This window comes from Alteromonas sp. MTD1, assembly GCF_042848195.1.
In the GTDB taxonomy this organism is placed as follows: Bacteria; Pseudomonadota; Gammaproteobacteria; order Enterobacterales; family Alteromonadaceae; genus Alteromonas.
In genome coordinates this window covers 181306-200422 of sequence record NZ_BTGG01000006.1, presented here as the reverse complement: position 1 = coordinate 200422, position 19117 = coordinate 181306, and the positions used below count along the sequence as shown (strand labels likewise).

The window sequence follows — 19117 nt, the reverse complement described above, 5'->3', positions numbered from 1 at the left end:
TAATATGCCAAACTTTCAGACGTTATCATCTGACCTACACAGCGAAATACGTATCGATGAAAGCAAACTTACCGCTACATTCGCAAAGTTCCACTTGGTGAATGTAGAGGTTAAAGAAGCTGTTCAAGCCTCTTGCGAGTATCCTCTTTTTTTTAGCAAAGCCGCAAATAACCAGTATTGGACTGTATCCGCATTATGCGGTTTAGCACCGCAAGAGAATGTATTTGAAACACAAGGCGCGTGGCTTGCACACTTTACGCCATTAAGTCTAAAAACGCTTCCGTTCACATTGAGCTTTGAAAAAAGCACAAACCAGCCTGACACACTTTTAGATATGGATTCTCCTGCGGTTTCGCAAAATACTGGTGAAACCCTTTTTCTCTCTTCAAGGCGCCCTACCGCCTACTTAGACAATAAGAATAAGCTGCTTTCAGAGCGTGTGTCAGCGATGCAGCAAACAGCTGCATTGCTTAATCAAGTGAACGAAATGGAGCTAATTCAATCTGTCGACTTAATTATCGAGTACGCTGACAACACCCAACAGCGCGTTGGCGGCCTTGCTACCGTGAACGAGCAACGTTTACACAATTTAAGCAGTGATGAAATGGCATTGCTTCATCAAAAAGGGTTGCTGAATGTGCTGTTTAACGTGCTTGGATCGATTTTTCAGGTAAACCGCATTATTCGACTGCACAACACCAAATTTCCATCTCGCGCTGTTAAGAACGTTAAGTTCGAAACCAGCAAGTCATAAGCACCTTAGGAGTTAATTATGTTTTCTAACACGCTACAGGTGTCTGTTTTCGTATTTGTGACTGCGCTAATTGGCTTACTTACTTACCTGAGTTGCCGCGGGCAAAACAGGGGCTCGCAATCACAAAGTGAGTACTTTCTTGCTGGTGGTGGTTTAGCATGGTATTTCGTTGCAGGTAGTATCACCCTTACTAACTTAAGTACCGACCAGCTAGTAGGTATGAACGGTAACCAAATGGCGCTGCTTGCTTTATGGGAACTTGCTGCGGTTGTAGGCTTATTTGTTTTAGCAAAAGTATTTCTGCCTGTTTATTACAAGTTTAAGTGCACCACAACTACCGAACTGCTAGAACAGCGTTATCACGACAAACACATTCGCGCCGTTATCAGTGCGCTATTTTTTGCCGGTAGCGCGTTAATCTTCTGCCCCGCGGTAATTTACTCTGGCTCGCTGTTTATGCAGTCAATGTTCAATATTGAACTACCGCTTATGTATATTGCAGTTACCTTCGTTATAGTGGGCGCACTTTATGCAATATTCGGCGGTCTTCGCGCCGTTGCGGTATCAGATACCTATTCAGGTGTTTTACTGCTTACCATGGCTGTGCTCGTCGTCATACTTGCGCTTCAAGCTATCGATTACAACTTCGATGGTATTCCTCAAGAACGCCTAACCCTTTTAGGCGATGATGAATCACCTATTCCTTGGCACACCTTACTCACGGGTATGATTTTTATTCAGATGTTCTATTGGGGCACTAACCAAGTTATTACCCAACGCGCAATGGCTGCACCTTCTTTAAAAGAAGCACAAAAAGGGGTTTTTGCTGCTGCCGGTATTCGCCTGCTAATTGTGCCTGCAATTATCGTTATCCCTGGTATTGTGTCTTTTAAACTGTTTGGTGATATTGGTGATAGCGCCTACGGAAAAATCGTAGCTACCGTGCTACCCGATTGGCTTTCCGGTGTATTTGCTGCAGCTATGGCAGCGGCAGTACTCACTACCTTCAACAGCAACCTAAACTCTGCGGCAGCGCTGTACGTGTGCGATATTCACGAAAGCTATGTAAATAAAACGCCAAACGTTCCCAAGCTTAGTGGCTATGTTACCGTATTGCTTTGTTTAGTGTCTCTTGCTCTTATTCCGGTATACCAGCAAGCAGACAGCATTATTAACCTAGTTCAAAAGCTTTACGGATTACTAAGCATGCCTATTTTGTCGGTATTCATAGTGGGCCTATTATTTAGAAATGTGCATGCATTTGCAGCCATAGGAGCGGTTGTCTTTGGCGTGTCTATTTATGCACTTATGAGCTTTGAGGCATCACCGTTATACGCGCCATTTGGCTTACACTATATCCACTTAATGTTCGCTACGCTTATCGGTTGTGTTGCATTCGCATTAATCGTTAATAGCGTGGTGTTTCGCCAAAAGGCTGAGTTTTCATTAGCGATTTACAAAAACGACTAACAAAAAATTCACAATACAAAAAGGGTGTCGTTGTGCACCCTTTTTTATTTGTTAACAATTTATTTCAACTACTATTTGAATATAAATGCTTAAGCCAGGTTGCTTTCAGCGTCATATATTGCAATAAGTTAAACGTTTACCCATTTATACTAGAAACGCCGTGTTTAACGTGCTTAAATATGCAAGATCGCGTTAAGCATTAGCTTTCAAAAAGGCTTAACAAATTTTCTACAACGCCAAATTTACGTTTTTTTAACGCTGAGGTTTCTATGTCGTCAATAACCCCCTTCGTTCGTTTATCGAATGAAAAAGCCACCCTCATTTTCGACTGTCAGGGGCGAATGCCTAAAGTCATTTATTACGGCGCAGCGTTAAGCGAAAGTACAACACCACAAATGATGTCCGTATTAAATACGCGACAAGAGGCAAAGTGCGCCCCGGTTATTGAGCCACCTATTACATTGGTGCCAACTCATGGTGAAGGTTGGACAGCGCAACCAGGACTTGAGGTATCAGGTGATGCCGACCAATGGTCTGCGGGCTTTACTTTGGTAGAGGTTAATCAAACCAATAATGCGGTTGCGTTTGTAGCTGAAGACACCCATCGCGGCATGCGCCTAATTACCTCTGTTGCGTTAGATGAAAATACGTCGGTAGCGCAGTATTCATCACGCATAGAAAACATTGGCTCAACAGCGATTAATTTGGGTTATTTAAACGCGGCTTGTCTGCCGCTTCCCACCACAGTAACAAAACTTAAAACCTTCGAAGGAAGATGGTCTGCTGAATTTCAAACCAAAGATCACGACCTGTTTTTTGGAAGCTATGTGCGTGAAAACCGCAGAGGAAAAACCTCTCACGATACATTTCCCGGCCTTATTGCATTCAGTCCTGGTACAGGGGAATTACAGGGCGAGTGTTACGGCTATCATTTAGGCGCGTCGGCCAATCATAGGTTACGGGCAGAGTTAATGGCGGATGGACGCAGCTACGTGCAGTTCGGCGAGCTTCTCTTCCCTGGCGAAGTGGTACTCAGTGCTGGTGAAAGCTACACCAGCCCAGTGTTGTATACCGGCTTTGGTGATACAGGTTTCTCGTCGCTTTCGCAGCAGTTTCATCAGTTCATTCGCGCAAACGTTTTAAAGCACGATGCACAGTCAAAGCCTAGACCTGTTCACTACAACACATGGGAAGGCATTTACTTCGACCACAATGAAGAAACGCTTAAAGCACTTGCAGACAAAGTGGCGCCATTAGGCATTGAGCGATTTGTATTGGATGACGGGTGGTTTAAAGGAAGAAGAAACGATAAAGCAGGACTTGGAGATTGGTTTGTAGACGAAGCTATCTATCCAAATGGCCTTGACGGGTTAATTGACCACGTAACAGGTCTTGGAATGGAGTTTGGTATTTGGTTTGAGCCTGAAATGGTTAACCCTGATAGCGACTTATATCGTGCGCATCCAGGCTGGGCGCTGCAAACGCAGAACAACCCGCACGTGCCTTTCAGAAATCAATATGTGCTGGATTTAACCAACCCTGAAGTGGTTGATTATTTGTTTAATGTGATAAACGACGTGCTTTCGACATACCCCAAAATCAGCTACATAAAATGGGATATGAATCGCGATGTGAATCATCCAGGAAATCATGCCGGTAAGCCTGCAATGCATGGGCAAATGGCAGCGCTGTATAGCCTTATTGACCGCGTAAAAGCTGTGCACCCTGGTATTGAAATTGAAAGCTGCTGTTCTGGTGGTGGTCGTGTTGATTTAGGCATTTTACCTCATACCGACCGTTTTTGGACATCAGACTCTAACGATGCGCTTGACCGCCTTTACATTCAGCGCGGATGCTCATACTTCTTCCCTTCTGAAGTAATGGGAGCACACGTTGGTCCGCGTGATTGCCATATTACAGGGCGCAACTTACCAATAGAGATACGCGCGGCTGTCGCCATGTTTGGCCACATGGGCATAGAGATGGACCCACGAGAGCTAACCGACCACGAACAGCGAGTACTAGCGGACGCTATATCGCTGTATAAGAAATATCGACACATCACCCACAGCGGCAACTTGTATCGCATGGATGACGACGGCATGAATGTTAAGTTTGGATATGTCTCTACTGACAAACAAGAAGGTATATTCGCCTATAACAGCGTTATTGAAACAGTGCGTACTACACCTAACCGTTTCTATTTTGCAGGGCTAGATGCTGATAAACAGTACACCATTGAACGTGTATGGCCTGGAAAATTAAAAGAATATACGCCGTCTATTTTACAGCAAACCGAAGGGCAAATTTTCTCAGGTGAAGTGCTAATGAAATACGGTATGCAGCTGCCTGTATTATTTCCACAGACTGCATTAATTTACGCAGTTAAAGCGGTGTAATACACCGCTTTATGCAATAAAAACGAGCAGCAAAATGACTTCGGCTTTATACCGCTCGTTTTTTAATTGTCTTCTTAATTTTCTTGAGGATCTTCACAAATCGTTTGTCGCTTTCCTCACCTAACTCATTAACCACACGTTGCGCCTCGTCAATTTTATCTGCATTTAGATATAATTCGGCCAATCGCAACTGCGCCCAATTTGTTGAAGGCAAGCCTTCAGTATCAATGTCAGCCACTGCATATTCCGTCAAATAGCCTTCGAGCGCATCAATACCCGCTTTCGTGTAGTCGCCGCTTTCAACCGCTAAATGTCCAATACGGTATTGGCCGTACATCAAGGTACTTTTATTTTCTTGATAGCTCTCCCATGCTTTATCACTGCTTTTCGACACGCTGGGCAACTTGAGCACCGCCAGCGGTGCTAGAACATCGTAAGAAGCGGCATATTCCTCTTCTGCTAAGTAAAAGCTACCTAGCTCCATACGCGCCCGAATTTGCGTATTCTCATTTTCTATTAGTGACGCATACAGCGCTTTTGCTTCTGTTTGTTTATCGTCCTGAAGATACAAACGGGCAAAAGCAAACTGCCCATCTACTTCGTTTAGGTCTGAAATCTTTTGAGCAAGCAGTGCAGCCTCTTCCATATCACCACCAGCAATAGACGGCGCCATCATATGAAACTGCATTAACGCCTGATACACCTCAACATTATCCGGCGCTATCTTTACTGCTGTCTCTAAACTTTCCTTAGCTTTTTTTGCATACCCTAACGCCGAAAAAATACTGCTAGATGCCTGTGCCCCCATTACACTTGCATGCATGTGGTAAGCTTTATAATTGTCGCTATGGGCATCTATAAACTGCTCTGCCGCTTCCTCAGCATCGTCCAAATCGATATTCATAAGCGACGACACTAACATATTGTATTGCCGTGGCGTTTTTGACTTAATTGGATCTAGCGTTTCGACAATGCGCGAAAATTCGCCCTGCTTAAAGTAACGCTTTAGAAGCATTTCCTCGTTGTTTGATTCAACAACATTGGTAGGGCTGTCGTCATGACTTTCGGCCGCAACATGAGAAAAAGGGGTTAATAAAGCGCAAGCACATGCAGCTACGAGCAAATTTCGGTAATTCATATCACGTCCCTATGGTCTGGATGGTATTGATTTAAACTTTATGAGCGTTATTAGTAAGCAAACATAAGCCAATAAAAAAGGGCGCTTAGCGCCCTTTCAAAACTTACTTGCCTTGCATTTCTAAGCCAAGGGCCCAGCGGTCGTCAAAGCCTTTCCACGGCGAGGGTTTCTTACCGTCTACAGGAACTTGCGCGCTGCTGCCTTCAATGTTTAAAAAGTCACAGTATTGGGACAATGATTTCACATGGCAGTTCATTAGCGCTAACGCAAAATGTTCATTTATGGCATTTAGCTTTTGAATCTCCCACGCAGGTTCTATATAACTTCCTAAATCAAATTCATTTTCGTAAGCTTCTGCTGGCGCTGGGTGCCCTGCCACATTATGACGTGCGTTTTTAACCGTAAGCAGCTTTGTACCTTTACTGCCGGTGTTATCAAAAAGCCATTTTATGCCGTCGTAGCCTGAGATATCGTCGTTGTCACCTGCAACATAAAGCACTGGAATTTGGATATCGTTCAACGACTTCACATCAAACAGCTGGTGTTGCCCACCCCAAGGCGCAAGTGCCAGTGCCGCTTTCCACTCAGGTAGAACCTTGTCGCTTGATGCGTTGCCACCAGCACAGGTATTCAGTGCTTGCTTCACCTTTGCTACTATCTCTGGCGCGGTAGTGCCAGTAAATGTTGCCGCAGTTTGGTCGTTAAATGCATAGCACGCACCAGCAGTACTTACTGCTCCATAGCCGCCCATTGAATAGCCAATAACGCCCGCTTTTGTGGCGTCTACCGCTTCTTGAAACAAAGCATGGTTTGCTACTGCGCCTAAGGTGAATACTTGATCTCTAGAACGGTTTAGCAATGTGCTTGGAAATCCTGAATAAGGACTTTCAGCAAAATTAACGTCTTCGTTGGTTGAGTCTGTGTGGTCGATAGCGGCAACCACATAGCCATGAGACGCTAAATGCTCACCCAAATAATACATAAGCGTTCTGTAGCCCGTGTAGCCATGAGAAATAACAATAATGGGGTATTTTTCTTTCGACATCGCGATAGCTGCATCTCTATACGCATTCCCCTGAATTTCAAAACGCTTACCGCTGCGAGTTTCATTACTATAAGACGCTAAAGCACTCCCTTGTTCTGCTGGGTACCACACCTCTAATGTTAACGAACGATCTGCCATCCCTTTCATCAAATCTGGCACCATCTCTGGGTAGGCTACTTCGACAGTTCGAACGCCCACAGAGAATTGGCCGCTATCACTAAGTTCAGGCATAACGTCATGGGGAAAAGGTTTATAAAGCGTTTGCGCAGCACTTGCTGTCAAAGACAGCGTTTGAAGGGCAAAGAGTGCAGCGCCACAAAGTAGGGTTAACGTTTTCATAATTGTGACTTATAAGTTGTTATTTGAAGTATCAGTGTAGCTTTTTGAACCTACCAAACAACCCGCAAACCATTGTTATTAATGATTGTAAAACATAACACCAAGTAATTGATTAGGCGTTTATTCTACGTTCTCTTCAACCACGTTGAAATAAACGGAATGACGAGAGAGTTCTCCGCGTGAAACGAGCTTTTGAAAAGTAGACCAGCGTGATTCAAATAACGTTTTGAACATCGGTGAATAGCCTTCTGCTTCAAAGTTAATGTCTCGCAATGTATTGGCACTTTCTTCACTAAGTAAAATGCTTGTTATCGCTTGGTCAAGAGCCGCCACAACCTTATTACCAAGCGGCGTTAGTGAACAAAACAGTCGCTTTGTTCCTCTTGTATTAAAAGAGAGTTCTTCTGCTTGAAACGTGGTGAACTGAGCAAGCTCATTTGGCGAAAGCGTATTCAATTCACTATGACCTACGTACCCAAAGTCAATGCGCCCGGTTTTGAGCAACGCTATGGTATGTAACCCAAGATCCTTTCCAAGCCCGTTAAGCACGATAACGTTCTCTAAGGTTTGCCACTTCTTCACCGTTTTACCATAGGCATTTGTTACGCCTTCGTACAACACAGTCTTGAAGTCTGCTTCAAGCAAATTTTGAATAGAAATTAAAGGAAAGGGGCCGTTGATATCTGTTGTGCCAGCAGCCTGCTCGCGGGTTATTACAGCTTGGTTGCCTAGCACTAGAATAGGAAGATTAATTGAAGTGGGCGTTGAAAAATATCCCCATTCCTTTCGTTCTTCATTTAAAGAAGCACCAAAAAAGCAGTAAACGTTATTGTTGCTACTTCCCTTTCTTACCAGTGATAGAGCACGTTTTACGGGATACGTCTCGAACCTATGACGGAATTCGGGAAGGTGCGAAGCGAGGTGCTTCATATTCTCGAGTATTGGCCCAGAAGCGATGGTTACACCATCAATTGCCATATTAGCTTCTGGCGGACGCAACCAAACTACCGTGGTCGTTTCGAAGGTGCTTTCCTCTGCTTGATCCGCGCTAACGAAGCCCGCATAAAAAAACACAACAGCAAATAATACCTTTTGAACCAACGTCTGCACGTAAATGAAGTTCCAGTGCCAAAATATTAATCAGTATTATTGTCAATGTTAGCCAATATTTACGCGATAGTCTCTTCAATTAACGCACTTGTATGCTGTTGAGCCTGAAAAATGAGGTAGGGCTGTAAAAAAGTTGAAAACCTATAGAAAGTAAGCTTTCAAAAAACTAACTGGCAAGAAAAAGCCGCGTTAAACGCGGCTTTTTGAAAAGATAGGCACTACTGATTTTAGAACGGTAGTGCACCATTTTTTACTGTAAACTTAGGTGTGTGTGTGACTCATCAGCCCAATGCCACCTTAATTACTATACTAGCACAATATTATTTTTTTGATTTGCAAAAAAATCAATTTTTCTGGCTGTCGAAATATAAACTTATGTAAACTTTGTTATATTACCAACCGAAAAGTTTACACATTGCCTTTTGTATCTTTTGTATCCTGAATAGACCACTGACGACCTGCAACGTGATATTCGTCTAACTCAGCTGACGCTGATATGAGAGCGTGGTTCGCAACCTGGCCTTGGATTTGATTTGTCGAAGTAAATTGGCTGATGACTTGGTGCCCAAAATATTTTCCTTAGTCCATTAAGCTTGCATACTCTGATCAAGTGCAAGCTCGTATAATATCAGAAAATTTCAAAAAGAAATGAGACAATATTCAGACAGTGCTTTACTTCAACTTTTCTTTTCCTGATAAGGCTTTGTATTCTTGAATAGCACGCGATATCGTCATTCTTGAAACGTTGAACTTAAGCGCTAAGTCCTGCATTGTTTTTCCCTTATTGTAACTTTTAAAAACGGCTGCTTTATCGCGTTCACTAAGGGAGGGGGGGCGACCAAATGCGATACCATCCTCCATCGCTTGCTTTCGGCCTTCACTCGTTCGGGCCACAATAAGGTCGCGTTCTAGCTGTGCAAATGTCCCCAACAATGAGATTGTGGCTTTAGCAAATGGTGACTCATTGGACGTGTCGATAGCCCCATCTAGGCTTTTCAACGTTGCATTTTTCTCATGAATTCTTTCAATCGTTTTTAAAATTGATTTAAGTGAACGACCGAGTCGATCTATTTTTGTCACTAAGACGATATCGCCCTTACGAATATATTTGATGAGGTCTTCTATTTTGTCTTCGTTGCTTTTCGATACACCACTCTGTGTGCCTTCAAATATCTCATTACAACCGTTTGCACGAAGCATGATTACTTGTGCTGAAAGGTCCTGGTCACTTGTACTTACCCTTGCAAAACCAACAAATGCCATGGCTTATCCTCTTGCACAAAACTCTTAACTTTTGAACACTATAGGGTGCCGACGCACAAAAGTCAAAAATCGCATTTTTGAACAGTTCAAATATATTCATAAAACTTTTGATACTAAAAAGAGGATTAAGCCCTATATACATGATATATTTACGCCTATACACACTGATAATTTTTAAAAGGAATTAATATGAGGAAGATTTTTTTATTAGCTATTGGGGTCCTCGTTCTGTTGACAGGGTGTAACGCTACTTCAACCCACCGAAAAGTTTCAGACTTTGAAGTCCCAAACTATATGACAAAGATAAGTGACATATCTGAGGGGACTTACCATTCATATTGGATTCAACCCGGAAACAAGATAGAAAAATGCGAGTTATTGATAGAGGGGTATCATTTTGAAGGAAAGTCTGAACCGAAATTAAATTCTGAAGACCTTCATTGGGACGGAAGCTGCCGAAACGGCAAAGTTCATGGTTTAGGAAAAATGACTGTAAATGCTGGAAGCCTAGATTGGTTTGAAATTGCTTATCACAATGAAGGCATTACCGACAGGCATTATTACCAAGGTATTGAGGGTAGCAATAATGTTAAATACGGTATGTATAAAAGGGAAGGCGGTAAATCTGTTGGGCTGTACGAGGTTCAAGCTACGACCAGTGCGGACGGAAGCATAGACACTAATTTCGCATATGTCGAAATCGACTCCAAACGAGCTTTGTCAAAAGGTATTTTTTCACGACAATACGGAGACGGAAGTAAAGCAAAATATACGGGAACATTTGGAAATAAACTGTTTTTCGGAACAGGGGAATTTTTCGACTCCCAAAATACAGCAGCGGTAAATCTTTGGGGATTTGTCAATGTAGTAAACGACAAACCCGAATCATATGTTGTATTGAAAAACCCACAGGGGCTGTGGCATCAGTATTATGAATTTGGAAATCTAGTTGAAAATGTTCAACTCCCTAAAAATTATATTAATAAGATTATGTCAGTGTCTTCAGAAGCGGCTACAATTGCAAACAAAGCTAGTGAAGCTGGGCAGTTAGCCTTAGCCATGAAACAAAAATATGATGCTAGTGTTGAGCAGATGTCACGCTCAAATCCTGAACCAAATAAACAACAAACCGGACCTTCTAAAAGCCTCTCTACAGGAACAGGATTCTTCATTTCAAACGATGGGTACATTCTCACAAACAGTCATGTGATAGCTGGCTCTTCGAAGATTTCTATTATTTTAGACGGTAAGTCACTACCAGCCAGACTGATAGACAACGATAGTAGTAATGATATTGCATTGCTAAAGGTTGACCAAAAGGTACAAGGTCTATCAATTGAACTTAAAAATAAAACAAAACAAGGAACAGAAATTGCCGTTCTCGGCTATCCAAACATTGGATTGCAGGGCAATGAACAAAAAGCAACGTTTGGTTACATTAATTCAAATTCTGGCATACAGGGCGATACTAGATATTTCCAGATAGATTCGCCCATTCAGCCAGGAAACTCAGGTAGCCCGATGATGAATAACCATGGTGTGGTGATTGGTATCGCTTCAGCTACGCTGGACCAATCAGCAGCTTTTAAGGTGACCGGAACGCTAGCACAAAATGTTAACTACGCTGTAAAAATCGCCTACGCACTTCCAATGTTGATCAATCATGGTGTGAGATATATCGAACCAGATAACACCAAGAAGCTGAAAAAAACAGAGCTTGTGGAAAGTGTTTCTGAAAGCGTTGTGCTTGTAGTTGCTGAATAAATGTTAAAGGAAAGCTATATCATGGATTTTTTTTCCGGTGTAAGTACTTTCGCCGCTATGTTTTCTGCATTGTCAGCTTTTTTTGCATGGCGAGTTGCTGATAGAGCTCTCAAATTCAACAAGAGTCTAATATTAAATAGGTCGGAACTTGAAGCTTTGGATCTGTTGCTTGAAAGCTTAATAAAATTGAAATCAGTAAGGCAAATAAACCCACTTGAAATGCCCGATGATGATTACCTTAACACTGATAAAATTATAGAAAATATAAAGGTACAGTTTGACTCTCTCAGCTCTTCCAACAAAGAGGTGGAAACAACGTTGAAAGACTGGCAAAACCGTTCAGAGGGAAAGATATTTGTCATCATCAATACGAAAATACCTTGGAAAGAAATTAAAGAATCTGAACCAGATTTCTTAGATGACGTAATTGATTATTTCAAAACCCTTAAGAAAAACTTACTCAAGTAAAATTTCCTATGAGCGCCGTCCTTGTTAGTTTCAAGCGGCGCGAGCTCGCGTAAATTTCTAAGGAAAAGAGAAGCCACAAAAACAAAAGAAAACACGGTATACGAAGTAGTTTTATGTGCCTAAGTAAACCCGAACAAAATCACCTCTGGGGCAAAATAAAGAAACTCCGCCGTTTCGAGCTTGTGAAGTAATATCCAATACCGCAATATCTTCATTTAAACCATCGTACGATATATTTAATACCGCCATAAGTTCTGCATTTAATGCGCCATTAACAAATGCTTCATAGACATTGGAGAACAAGGGATCGTATACCGTCGAGTCTAAGGCCCTCACTGTGTGTTCAAACCATTCCAGACTATGTGATGAACACATTATTGGCCATTGCGCTCCCACAGCGGGATGCAATGCTACACATAGCCGAGCCATACTTATCGGGCAACCTAAATCAGCAAAGTAATACAACACCTGCAAGCCAGCTTCGTTTGGTGATGTTAGTTTAATACCCTGAAAGGTTTCCTCAGGGAAAATAAAAACGTTCCCGTCAGTACTATCGAGCTGTCGATTGAATTCCCTATCGCACAACTGCTTGGTGTCAGGAGCAAGGTTGGCTAATAGTGGTGTAAGTTCCAATAGATACCTCTGTATTAATTAATGAGAGTCTTCCAAAGCAAAGCAGTGACGTAGCTTCGCACCTAGATTAACCATTCTGTCGTTGGCTGAGTTCCGTAATAAGGCTGCCTGTAATAGCTTTAGGTTGCCAACAAAAATCACTTCTTTTTCAGCTCTGGTGATAGCTGTGTAATACATAGTAACGCTTGTATGGTTGCCACCATCGATGGGTATAACCACACGTTCAAACTGCGACCCCTGGCTCTTATGTATCGTCATTGCATAAGCCAACTTCAACGCATCTACAACTTCAATGGTAACCTCTCTCGTCACGCCATCATCCCAGAGAACTTTGCCGTAACTTACGATCTCATCATCACCTGTCTCGGCTTTAACTACTCGTTGTTTCTTGTATACTTCTGCGACCTCGCCAACCGAACCATTCATTATGTCCATATCGTAGAGGTTCTTGCAGCACATTACTTTGTCATTCAATCTAAATTGCGTCTCTTGATATCTGTCATAGTCATCTACGAAAACCTTCAAGCGCGGCTTTTTGTTGAAAGATGCACACAATTCATTAATTGCATCTGCCATTCTGTTTGTTGGGCAGATGACTTGAGTTGAATCTGGTAACTCTTTATAGAGTGCAGCGACCTCTTTCTTAATAACCCCATGACTATTCGCCATGATGAACCTAACATCATCATTTCCAAAATCGGGCAGCTCACCTTGTCGTATCTTAATTGAGGCTGCCGGAATGTTGGAGTCGTTACCCTGCCTCTTAACCTTTGTCAGTGTTATTTTATGCACTAAATCTATTTCTATTAACTCGTGTAACACTAGCCCAAAATCGACTGGCGGCAATTGCCCGGTATCCCCCAACATCAGAATACGCGTACCATACGGGATAAACTTGAGAAGCCTGTACATACTTGGGAGGTCTACCATTGAGCTTTCATCTATTACGATAACGAGCTCCATCCCTTTATACTTTTTGAAATCGAATGACCGCAAAAAGCGGGCAATGGTGAACGACTCATATCCTGTAGCTTCGGTCATTCTCTTCGCCGCTTTTCCTGCTAGGGCAATCTGTATTGGCTTCACATGAATACAAGCAAACACGCGATACATGGCATCAAGCACTGTGGTTTTACCAACACCGGCACCACCGTTGATGATAAAGAAGTGATGTTGCGTAGCCTTTTTAACGGCTTCTTTTTGTAATGAAGTGAGCGTGAACCCCTTTTCGTGCTCATACATTTCAATGATTTCATTCACCTGAGAAGGGGACGCTCTAAGTTGTGTCGGCTTTCTAATCAGTTCGAATAAACATTGAGCAACAAAGCATTCCATCATGAATGCGCCATTGCTCTGGTAAACTTTTTCAGCCAAGCGCACATAATTATCTGTCAAATAAGCCTCAGAGAGCGCCTGTGAGACGAGTTCTTCTGAATCATCACCTGCATTAGCGTTTGATTTCAAAAGTTGCGTGAGTGGCTCTGTAAGTTCATTTTGAAGGGCAGCAGTGCTTCCTTTGTCGAGTATTTTGTATAACGCAGCTTCGACCGCCGCCGCCAACCTTATTGCACTATCTGGGAAAAAGTTCAAATCACTTGCAATGCCATCACACTCCTCGAACGATAAGCCGAATGTGAGAAGCCGATAAGGATCTTCATTAAGCTTTGCTATCGTTTCATCTCGATAGAAGTCTACAACGCGCATTGACAAGGGTACGGGCAATTTCAAGGTCATATTGCAGTAGCGCATCTCGTCGAGGAGGATATATTTCTGCCATGCACTTGCAGCGTTGTTAGCAGCTTCCTCAGTCAATATCTGACGTAGAGTCTCAATATCACCGTTATCCAGGTGCTTGAAGAGTTCCTCACCAAAATGATTCCAAAGCTTCTGTGCCTTAATCGGTCCAATTCCTTTGAAGCAACTACTGCCACCGATTAAGTCAACAATCAACTTGCTCTGTGGACGTAAGATATCCACATTACTGGTCGTGATGAGAAACCGCTCAAATCCATCTTCTGTTCTGCCTTTCAGCTTCGTTTTAGGCCAGACGTCAATCAACATGCCTTTCTTGAGCTCAGATATAACGGCGTCTTGGTCACTTCCTTCGATAGAGATGACTAAGTGCTGAAACCTATTGGCTTTTACTAACGTTTCCGGGTCGACTTCAACACCATGTACAACTGCACCCTCCTTTCCTCGATAGGCATTTCGTGTGACGCGAACGGTAATAGGTCTGGAGTAACCGATATTCATCGTAAATGTTTACTGAATTTTGCCAGATAATCGCCGCGGGTACCTTCACGCTCCAATGCAGCCTTTGTCGCTTTAAGCTCTTCTTTGAGTCTATCTTTGTCCGCTGATAGCTCAGCAACTTGCGACTGAAGGCGTTTTATCTCCGCGTTTTTCTCCTTGATTTCTTTCTCCGAGGCTGTGTATAAGACCGTTGCTTTGGCATTGCTCTGCGTTTTTTCTGGGCTTTGATAGGGTAGTTGAAGAAGCAATCCCTGCATCTTTAACACCTCCGCTTTTCCCGTTATATAGCGTTTGATATGTGGATTTTGATATAGGCTGGAGCGGCTGATACCACACTCTTTAGCAATAGCTGTGAGATCAATGTAGCCGTGTTCTATATAATCTCCCCAACTATCACCATCGAGAATACCCAAAAGTTCAGCAACCTTGATAAGGTTCGCTTTGCCCTTATGGCCCATGCGCTCTAAATTGAAGTCAACTAACTCTTTCTCTACGTCGAATTTCATTTATTATCTTTTGCCACGTTTACGTGTAACCGTTTTAAGCGATTCAGGGACCGGTGCGTTGAGTTGCTCAATCGTGATATTCGCGTTTGTCGCATTGTAAAGCCAGCGAACATATTTCAAGTCATATTCAGCAAGTGTCGCTTCGAGACGCTTAATTTTTTCCTTTGCCTTTGCCAGGTCTGCTTCCAACTTTTCTATTGTCTGCGAATTATGCTCTTTCAGATTTTGAGTCTCATTGATTTCCTTGTATAGCGCGGCGATAGCTTCATTTTTGTATAACGCAGGTCTGGAAAAACCCACTTCCTTTGCGATATCAGTCATTGTGACTTTACCGTTCTTGGAGAGGTAGGCCATTCTCTTAATGGTTTCGCAGATTTCCTTCTCGGCTTCGGGGGTTATTCTGGCACTCTTTTTCATACAGCCTCACATTTCGTTTTGCCATCAGGAAAAATCTGCACTCGCTCACCGACTGCGATCGAGTCATCGTTCTCGATGGCCAACGCCATCTGACATCCATTCAATAACTCCTCATGCGAGAGTAGCCAGTTATTTGCATTGTGATACTCCTCTTCAACTGCTTCTCTCGCGGCTTCGACATGCAGTTTTTGTTGATCACGAATGCGCTTTACTTCATCAATTTCAGAGGGGTTGCCTTTAACCCGGTAATACTCAGCACAGCCTCTCAAGCACGCATAGTGCTTACCGCAAGGTGAGTCATTATAATCATGCTTGCACAGCCCAATTGAGGTGGTCAGTGTGGTGGTTAGATCCTGGATGGTATCGAGCGCTTCTTCTCTATCCACTAAGGTGAAAAGTATTGCTGCTTCTTTTTCTTGTTCACGAGATAACGCTGTAGAGGCGATGATTGTGTCCGCCTCATCCATTACCTTCTTTGTTTTATTCGTGTGGTTGTAGGTCGCGTTATCGCCCATGTATTTCCTACCAAAATAGCGTGCTACCTCAATGTCAGAAACCGTGTCACTCAATTCCAGCATCGTACTCAAAAAATGACGAAATTGATGCGAGGTTATACGGATTGGCACCCCCTCAAAAGTGAGATTGTTACGCTCAAACACACTTTTGACGCCCAGACTGGGCCGACCGCTGATGTAGTCTGTGATTTGCGTATGACTGACCATAGTAAATCTCCATGGCTCAGTAGACTTTACAGAATGATGCCTTTGGTGCTGTGTGATAAAGAGTAAGTCTTGTGGCCTCTCGGCAACCGTTTGGTTCCTTACAGACTCCCAAAGAACGGAAAGTGACTCCCGCGCCAACTCCACGGTTTTCTCCTTTAATTCAGAGGTTTGAAATGTTGAAACAGTTTTATGCTTACCTAGGACGTTCTGGGCTCTTTTGGTAATTGTTACGGCTCGTTTCTTCAAGTACGTTTGGAAATTAGAGTTACTAGACCAGTTCAACAACTTCCAAGAATCTGGGATCGTAGCCTCGACAGCATCTTCAAGCTGAGGAAAAAAGTCCATTTGATTTCGTGATAATTCGGTAATCGTATCTCTTACTGGTTTCAGGATTTTTTTAGCCGTGTTTACGCCTTTCTTTAATATAGGAACGAGACTTTTTGCAACTGTTTTCGTCCGATAACCACCGCTTTTCTTTGATTTATATCGGATTTCATAAACCGTAAAGACCTCTTGTTTTCCTGTTAAAACATTAGTCTCTTCTATTTCTTTGTCGTAAACGCAATTCTTGTCTAATGAGACTAATTCATCAAACCGAAGACCTGTAGCGAACATGATCTCCACCATAGCTTGGAAAAGTCTGTCATCTCCTTTCAAGGGTTTATTGGAGAGCGCAGCAAGTGCCATCAGGGCTTCTTTTGGCGGTAGTTTTTCTGACCGCTTTGTGACTGACTCATGATCAATTCTTGAGTCACTGTTGGTATGAGTTTCCCCCCGCTTAGAGGACTTACGGTATGTAATCTTATGATCTGTTAGCTTTTTCTGATTTATAAACTTACAAATCCCTTCCAGCTTCGCGCCTATTCGATAAAAAGTACTGTCTTTTAGGTGTTTTTGAGCCTCTAATTCAGCCAGTTTGAAGTCATGTGCCGACAGTTCGCTAATGCACTTTTTAGAATGGCCAAGTACATTGTCCAGATAGCGGTATGCATTGATCCATAGCTGAAGCGAGCCCACGTTTTTTGCTTTCTCAATTTGAAGTGCCGTAACGTGGCATTTAGCAACATCGGAAAGCTCCTGATGATGAAATGGCAGCATGTCGTCCCTGGAGTCTTTTTTATTACTGCCCTTCTGATTGTCTCTGTTAAAATATAGGAAAGAGTTATTAGTAGCTTTTCTTACCTCACTCTTACAAATGCCTTTCACATTCCAATATAGATTATCCCAACACCAATCCTGTTTATGCTGGAAGGGTGTATGTTTTTTATAAAACGTAACCAACTCGGAAAGATTTCTCTGAGCATCGTTACCAGGCCTTGGCATCAGCGCGACCACATTACTCATAATTCACCGTCCTCTAATTGCTGAACGAACTTAGATGCTGCCAAATAGTCCTTGTGTTTGAGTATTTCGACAGCATGACCTTCGCCAAAGGTTTCCTTTGCTTCAGAAACAAAGTGTTCAACAACGGATTTATGGTCAACGTCATCGAATGCCTCAAGAGATGCACAGCCGTAACAACTCAACGGAGGGTTAAGTGAACATGGCGTTTTGCTTGCACAACTGCCAATAAGGTGCAGTTTTTGATTTTTCGTTGGGGCGAATATCTGTTGGCCTGATCGAGATGATTGTCCAGGGCTAATTACCTTTCCTTTAAATGCATCAATGACGTCCTTGGCTTCTGTTTTAAGTACGTCATCCAATTTTTTTGCGACATGATGAGTGTGGCGGTAATACACTTCGAGCTGCTGAAGATCTGTATGATCCATTAGTTCGGCGACTACTTTGAGAGGTGTTCCCTTTGCGATTAACTGCGTGCAAAAAGTCTTCCGCAATCGGCGATTTGTGACTTTAAAGCCTAATGATAGTTTATTTTCAAAAGCCAACCTCCTAGTCAAAAAGATATCAGTTGTAACACTTAATTTCGTTGGTTTTCCTGTACGTGGAGTCAAAGTACATAGGAGAGGCCACTTATCCTCTGTTTTCTTGCCTAATGATGACTCGTACCGTTGTTTAAGAGTCATTATTAGTTCGAAAAGTGAGTTGGTAATAGGTCTTTTTTTATGTTGATTATTACGTTTATGACCGCGCTGCTTCGCGCGCGGAACATTAATGAAAAATGAACCATTGTCACTTGTACCAATGTTTTCAAAATTTAACTTTATTACTTGTGTATCTCTAGCACCTAGTACTTGCCCGAGCTTCAATGCCACCATTCCTTGTAACTCAGTAAGCGATAAGTTGCTTGTATCGATTGAGGCCATGGCTTCTCGAAAAAGGTGCTGCTCCCTAAGTGTTAAAGGCCCTCTGTTCGGCAATTCCATAATGACATCCTTGCCTTTACCATCATCGGTACCAAACTTGAGCACATCTAAATACAGGTCAAAGAAGTCTTCATCGAAGAAGGGGAATTCTTCTTCTACAAACCAGCCATAAAGAGAGCGTAACACCGACTTGATCGTAGCACTTTGGTCATTTTCCATAACATCTCGAACCTGGCGCTCGATCAGCTCTTGTATGCTTTCCTCATCACCATGGCTACCAGATAACCTTAATGTTTTAATTATGTTAAATTGATTGTAAATTGAGGTGTTAGCGCGTTTTTTACATGCAAATGAAACCAATGCTTTCACGTGCTCGCGAAGGTGTGGATCAACAAGTTCAAAGTTTAACGATAATCTCTCTGGCAAGAGATGAACTTTTGTTTGCGTTAAATCCAGTGGTTGTCCACTTTGAGAAATTGGAAAAGGGTCATAGACAATCTCTTTATCGCTTGATTCAAAACTGACAGTCGTTAATTGAGCGTCACTCAAGACTACGTTGTACTGCATTACTT

15 protein-coding genes are annotated in these 19117 nt (G+C 42.6%); 5 read left to right on the top strand and 10 right to left on the bottom strand.

Annotated features, from left to right (window positions below; translation table 11 throughout):
* Positions 1-4 precede the first annotated feature (4 nt).
* From ACGHAV_RS09940 to ACGHAV_RS09930, 3 genes are all read left to right on the top strand, one after another.
* A complete protein-coding gene (locus ACGHAV_RS09940) occupies positions 5-754 on the top strand; it encodes a SapC family protein (RefSeq protein WP_390379803.1) in 750 nt (249 codons plus the stop codon).
* 18 nt (positions 755-772) lie between these two features.
* On the top strand, positions 773-2224 hold the full coding sequence (locus ACGHAV_RS09935) for an SLC5 family protein (RefSeq protein WP_390379800.1): 1452 nt from the start codon (positions 773-775) through the stop codon (positions 2222-2224).
* Between the two features lie 269 nt (positions 2225-2493).
* Positions 2494-4623 carry an alpha-galactosidase gene (locus ACGHAV_RS09930; protein WP_390379797.1) on the top strand — a complete coding sequence of 710 codons (2130 nt, stop codon included), beginning with the start codon at positions 2494-2496 and terminating at the stop codon, positions 4621-4623.
* Between the two features lie 46 nt (positions 4624-4669).
* Here the strand turns inward: ACGHAV_RS09930 and ACGHAV_RS09925 are convergent, their stop codons facing one another.
* From ACGHAV_RS09925 to ACGHAV_RS09910, 4 genes are all read right to left on the bottom strand, one after another.
* A complete protein-coding gene (locus ACGHAV_RS09925; RefSeq protein WP_390379794.1) occupies positions 4670-5761 on the bottom strand; it encodes a tetratricopeptide repeat protein in 1092 nt (363 codons plus the stop codon).
* Between the two features lie 103 nt (positions 5762-5864).
* Positions 5865-7145 (bottom strand): alpha/beta hydrolase family protein, encoded by a 1281-nt coding sequence (locus tag ACGHAV_RS09920; RefSeq protein WP_390379792.1) that lies wholly within the window; start codon positions 7143-7145, stop codon positions 5865-5867.
* A gap of 120 nt (positions 7146-7265) precedes the next feature.
* Positions 7266-8255: a hypothetical protein gene (locus ACGHAV_RS09915; RefSeq protein WP_390379789.1), complete on the bottom strand. Its 990-nt coding sequence runs from the start codon at positions 8253-8255 to the stop codon at positions 7266-7268.
* Positions 8256-8927: 672 nt separating this feature from the next.
* Complete coding sequence (locus ACGHAV_RS09910; RefSeq protein WP_390379786.1) at positions 8928-9518, bottom strand: recombinase family protein; 591 nt, start codon at positions 9516-9518, stop codon at positions 8928-8930.
* A 189-nt stretch (positions 9519-9707) separates the two neighbouring features.
* Here ACGHAV_RS09910 and ACGHAV_RS09905 point away from each other — a divergent pair, with 189 nt between their 5' ends.
* Together ACGHAV_RS09905 and ACGHAV_RS09900 are read left to right on the top strand one after the other, a co-directional pair.
* Positions 9708-11282, top strand: coding sequence for a S1C family serine protease (locus ACGHAV_RS09905; protein WP_390379783.1), 1575 nt, complete (start codon positions 9708-9710; stop codon positions 11280-11282).
* Between the two features lie 21 nt (positions 11283-11303).
* Positions 11304-11750 carry a hypothetical protein gene (locus tag ACGHAV_RS09900; protein ID WP_390379781.1) on the top strand — a complete coding sequence of 149 codons (447 nt, stop codon included), beginning with the start codon at positions 11304-11306 and terminating at the stop codon, positions 11748-11750.
* A gap of 111 nt (positions 11751-11861) precedes the next feature.
* On the opposite strand, the gene ACGHAV_RS09895 is transcribed toward ACGHAV_RS09900, so the two are convergent.
* The 6 genes from ACGHAV_RS09895 to ACGHAV_RS09870 are packed head-to-tail and all read right to left on the bottom strand — an operon-like array spanning position 11862 to position 19112.
* Positions 11862-12383: a hypothetical protein gene (locus ACGHAV_RS09895; protein WP_390379778.1), complete on the bottom strand. Its 522-nt coding sequence runs from the start codon at positions 12381-12383 to the stop codon at positions 11862-11864.
* An 18-nt stretch (positions 12384-12401) separates the two neighbouring features.
* A complete protein-coding gene (locus tag ACGHAV_RS09890; protein ID WP_390379775.1) occupies positions 12402-14636 on the bottom strand; it encodes an AAA family ATPase in 2235 nt (744 codons plus the stop codon).
* Entirely contained in the window at positions 14633-15142 is a 510-nt protein-coding gene (locus tag ACGHAV_RS09885; protein ID WP_390379773.1) for a hypothetical protein, read from the bottom strand. The genes ACGHAV_RS09890 and ACGHAV_RS09885 overlap by 4 nt, the downstream gene beginning before the upstream one ends.
* Before the next feature lie 3 nt (positions 15143-15145).
* Positions 15146-15559 carry a DUF6262 family protein gene (locus ACGHAV_RS09880; protein ID WP_390379770.1) on the bottom strand — a complete coding sequence of 138 codons (414 nt, stop codon included), beginning with the start codon at positions 15557-15559 and terminating at the stop codon, positions 15146-15148.
* Positions 15556-17625: a hypothetical protein gene (locus ACGHAV_RS09875; protein WP_390379767.1), complete on the bottom strand. Its 2070-nt coding sequence runs from the start codon at positions 17623-17625 to the stop codon at positions 15556-15558. The genes ACGHAV_RS09880 and ACGHAV_RS09875 overlap by 4 nt, the downstream gene beginning before the upstream one ends.
* Entirely contained in the window at positions 17622-19112 is a 1491-nt protein-coding gene (locus ACGHAV_RS09870; RefSeq protein WP_390379765.1) for a site-specific integrase, read from the bottom strand. Before ACGHAV_RS09870 ends, ACGHAV_RS09875 begins: the two co-directional genes overlap by 4 nt.
* Positions 19113-19117: the final 5 nt, after the last annotated feature.